We start from the raw sequence: 4268 nt of genomic DNA on the forward strand, positions 1-4268 counted from the left end.
CGTTGGTGTTTGATCACCCGACGTCGTCGGCGGTTGCGCGGCTGTTGGTGACCGAGGTGGGTGGTGTGGCGCCGGTGGCGGTGCCGGTGCCTTCCAGGCGTCGTCGGGTGTCGGCGGACGAGCCGTTGGCGATCGTGGGTATGGCGTGTCGTTATCCGGGTGGGGTGACGTCGCCGGAGGAGTTGTGGCGGTTGGTGGCGGAGGGCCGGGACGCGATCTCGGGCCTGCCGACCGACCGGGGCTGGGACCTGGAGCGCCTCTACGACCCCGACCCGGATCACGCCGGGACGGTGACCACGCGGGGCGGCGGCTTCCTGGAGAACGCCGGTGACTTCGACGCGGGCTTCTTCGGGATCAGCCCGCGTGAGGCGACCGCGATGGACCCGCAGCAGCGGCTCCTCCTGGAGGCCGCGTGGGAAGCCATCGAGGACGCCGGACTGGACCCGACCTCGCTCCACGGCTCGGACACAGGCGTGTTCACCGGTGTGGTGACCTCTGGCTACGGCGCCTCGACGCCGCCCGAGCTGGAAGGCTTCCGGCTGACGGGCACGACGTCGAGCGTGGTCTCGGGCCGGATCGCCTACAGCCTGGGGCTGGAGGGGCCCGCGGTATCGGTCGACACGGCCTGTTCGTCGTCGCTGGTCGCGATGCACATGGCGGCGCAGGCGCTGCGTTCCGGGGAGTGCTCGATGGCCCTGGTCGGCGGCGTGACGGTGTTGACGGGGCCGTTCCTGTTGCAGGAGTTCAGTCGTCAGCGTGGTCTGGCTGAGGACGGTCGGTGCAAGTCGTATGCGGCGGGCGCCGATGGCACCGGCTTCTCGGACGGGCTCGGTCTGCTCGTGGTCGAGCGGTTGTCGGACGCGCGGCGCAAGGGTCACCGTGTGCTGGCCGTGATCCGTGGGAGTGCGGTCAATCAGGATGGTGCGAGTAATGGGTTGACGGCTCCGAATGGTCCGTCGCAGGAGCGGGTGATTCGTCAGGCGTTGGCGAACGCCGGCTTGAGCCCTGCTGATGTGGATGCGGTGGAGGGCCACGGGACCGGAACGCGGCTGGGTGACCCGATCGAGGCCCAGGCGCTGCTGGCGACTTACGGTCAGGACCGGGTGGCGGGTCCGCTGAGGTTGGGGTCGATCAAGTCGAACATTGGTCATACGTCTGCTGCTGCGGGTGTGGCGGGTGTGATCAAGATGGTGAAGGCGATGCAGCACGGGGTGCTGCCTCGCACGCTCAACGTCGACGAGCCGTCCCCGCACGTGGACTGGTCGTTCGGTGACGTGGAGTTGCTGACGGAGCCCGTGCGGTGGCCCGCCGATGGCGAACGCCCACGCCGGGCCGGTGTGTCCTCCTTCGGCGTCAGCGGCACCAACGCCCACGTGATCATCGAGGAGGCACCGGAGACGGAGATGCCGGCCGCTGAGGTGGCTGTGGTGCGACGTCCGCCGGTGGTGCCGGTGGTGGTGTCGGGCAAGACCGTCGCCGCGTTGGCGGGTCAGGCGGAGGGGCTGCGGTCGCATCTGCTGGCTCGGGCCGAGTTGGATGTTGTGGATGTGGCGTTCTCGGCGGTGGTGTCGCGGGCGCAGTTTGAGGAGCGGGCGGTGGTGACCGCTGCTGACCGGGAGGGTCTGCTGGCGGGACTGTCGGCTCTCGCGGCCGGGCAGCCGAACGCGAGTCTCCTCACGGGTCGGCCGGTGTTCGGTAAGACCGGTTTCCTGTTTACCGGGCAGGGGGCGCAGCGCGCTGGGATGGGCGCGGAACTGGCTGCCGCTTATCCGGTGTTCGCGGATGCTTTGGACGAGGTGTGCGCCCAGTTGGATGCGCATCTTGATCGTCCGCTGAAGGGGTTGCTGGTTGCGGGGGAGGGTTCGCCGGAGACGGCCCTGCTGGACCGTACGGAGTACACGCAGGCGGCGTTGTTCGCTGTTGAGGTGGCGTTGTTCCGGCTGTTGGAGTCGCTGGGTGTCCGGCCGGACGTGCTGGTCGGGCATTCGGTGGGTGAGCTGGCGTGTGCGCATGTGGCGGGTGTGCTGTCGCTGGCGGATGCGTGCGCGTTGGTGGCGGCGCGTGGTCGTCTGATGGGTGCTCTGCCCGCGGGTGGTGGCATGGTCGCGGTGCAGGCGACTGAGGCCGAGGTGGTCGAGTCGCTGACCGATGGCTTTGAGGGGCGGTTGTCGGTTGCCGCGGTGAACGGGCCTTCGGCTCTTGTGGTGTCCGGCGATCTCGATGCCCTGGAGGAGTGGCTGCCGCAGTGGCAGCAGGAGGGTCGTAAGACGACGCGGCTGAAGGTCAGTCACGCCTTCCATTCCCCGCTCATGGAACCGGTGCTGGATGAGTTCCGTGCGGTGGCTGAAGGTCTCACCTTCCACACACCGAACATCGCGGTGGTGTCGAACGTGACCGGCGCACTGGTGTCCACCGAGCTGACGGACCCGTCGTACTGGGTCACTCATGTCCGTGAGGCCGTCCGCTTCGCCGACGGTGTGCGCACCCTCGCAGCCGAAGGCGTGACCCGCTTCGTCGAGGTCGGCCCGGACGCCGTACTCACCGCTCTCGCCCAGCAGACGCTGGACGTCGAGGACGCGGTGTTCGCCTCCGTGCTGAAGGCACGGGTACCGGAGGTGGAGGCGTTCGCGGCGTTCCTCGGTCACGCTCATATCGCCGGACTCCCGGTCGACTGGGACGCCTTCTACACCGGCTCCGGCGCCCAGCGCGTCGACCTGCCCACCTACGCCTTCCAACGCGAACGCTACTGGCTCGCGCCCGGGGCAGGAGCGGGCGATCCGACGGCCGCCGGTCTCGGACGCATCGGCCACCCCATCCTCACGGCCGGAGTGCGGTTGGGTGACCGGGACGAGTGGCTGTTCACCGGCCGCCTGTCGCAGGAATCCGCGCCGTGGACGCAGGACCACGGCGTCCTCGGCATGATCGTCGTGCCGGGTACGACCCAGGTCGAGCTGGCCGGTGCGGCCGGACGGGAGGCTGGCCACCCGGTCGTCGAGGAACTGGTTCTTGAGGCACCGCTGATCCTGGACGCCGACACGGCCGTCCGTGTGCAGGTGACGGTCGGGGAGCCCGAGGAGGACGGCCGCCGACCGGTCGCGATCTACTCCCAACCCGAGGAAGGTGGGGCTGAGGGAACCTGCCACGCGCGCGGTCACCTCGCGCAGGACGAGACCCTGGCGGACACGTCATGGGTACCGGCCCAGTGGCCGCCCGCGGATGCGGAACCGATCGGGGTGGACGCGCTCTACGCACGCCTCGCCGAGCTGGGCTTCGATTACGGACCGGCCTTCCAGAGCCTGCGGGCCGCGTGGCGCGACGGCGACGAGGTGTTCGCCGAGGTGGCGCTGCCCGACGAGGACACTGAGTCGGCCAGCGGCTTCGGTATCCACCCGGCCCTGTTCGACGCGTCCCTGCACGGCGGACTCGACTGGCTCGATCTGGGCGACGGATCCGCACGACTGCCGTTCGCGTGGTCCGGTATCCGTTTCGGTCAGGGCGGCGCGGCCCGGGTCCGGGTCCGGATCGGTTCGGCGGGTGATTCCTCCTTGCGCGTCGACATCGTCTCCGAAGACGGCGAACTCGTCGCCTCGGTGGCCAAGCTGGCATTCCGCACGGTTGAGCCGTCACAGCTGAAGGACACACGGGGGGAGCACGGGGACGCCCTGTTCCGCCTCGACTGGACCGAGGTCGCAGTCGAAGCCGATGTCGAAACTCCCCGGGTCGCGGTCCTCGACGACGCCCTGGAGCAGGCACTGGCCGAGGGTGCTGCCGCGCCGGACATGGTCGCCGCCCTGGTCACCGACGAGACGCAGGCCGACGCGGCAGGAACACGGGCGGTCACCGAGAGCACACTGCGTCTGCTCCAGCGGTGGCTTGCCGACGAGCGGCTCTCCGGGACCCGGCTCGCCGTGGTGACCCGCAACGCGGTCGCCGTCGGTGAGCAGGCGCCGGACCTGGCGCAGGCCCCGGTGTGGGGCTTGGTACGCAGTGCGCAGTCCGAACACCCGGACCGGTTCCTGCTCCTCGACGTCGACGGCGACGAACTGCCCGACTGGGCAGCGGTTCTCGCGACCGGCGAACCTCAGTTGGCCGTCCGTGCCGGACGGATGCTCGCGCCGCGCCTGGTCAAGGCCACTCGGCCTGCCGCCGACGCCGAGCGCTCACCGTGGGATGCCGAGGGCTCGGTCCTGATCACGGGTGGTACGGGTGGTCTGGGTGCGTCGTTCGCTGAGCATTTCGTGCGTGAGTACGGTGCGCGGCATCTGGTG

General features: G+C 69.8%; 1 protein-coding gene. It reads left to right on the forward strand.

Annotation, left to right across the window (positions count from 1 at the left end; genetic code table 11):
* Positions 1-4268: type I polyketide synthase (locus ABZ659_RS35740; protein WP_360229152.1), on the forward strand; the 4268-nt coding region annotated here is incomplete at both ends.

Source organism: Streptomyces sp. NPDC006997 (assembly GCF_040635175.1).
Lineage (GTDB): Bacteria > Actinomycetota > Actinomycetes > Streptomycetales > Streptomycetaceae > Streptomyces.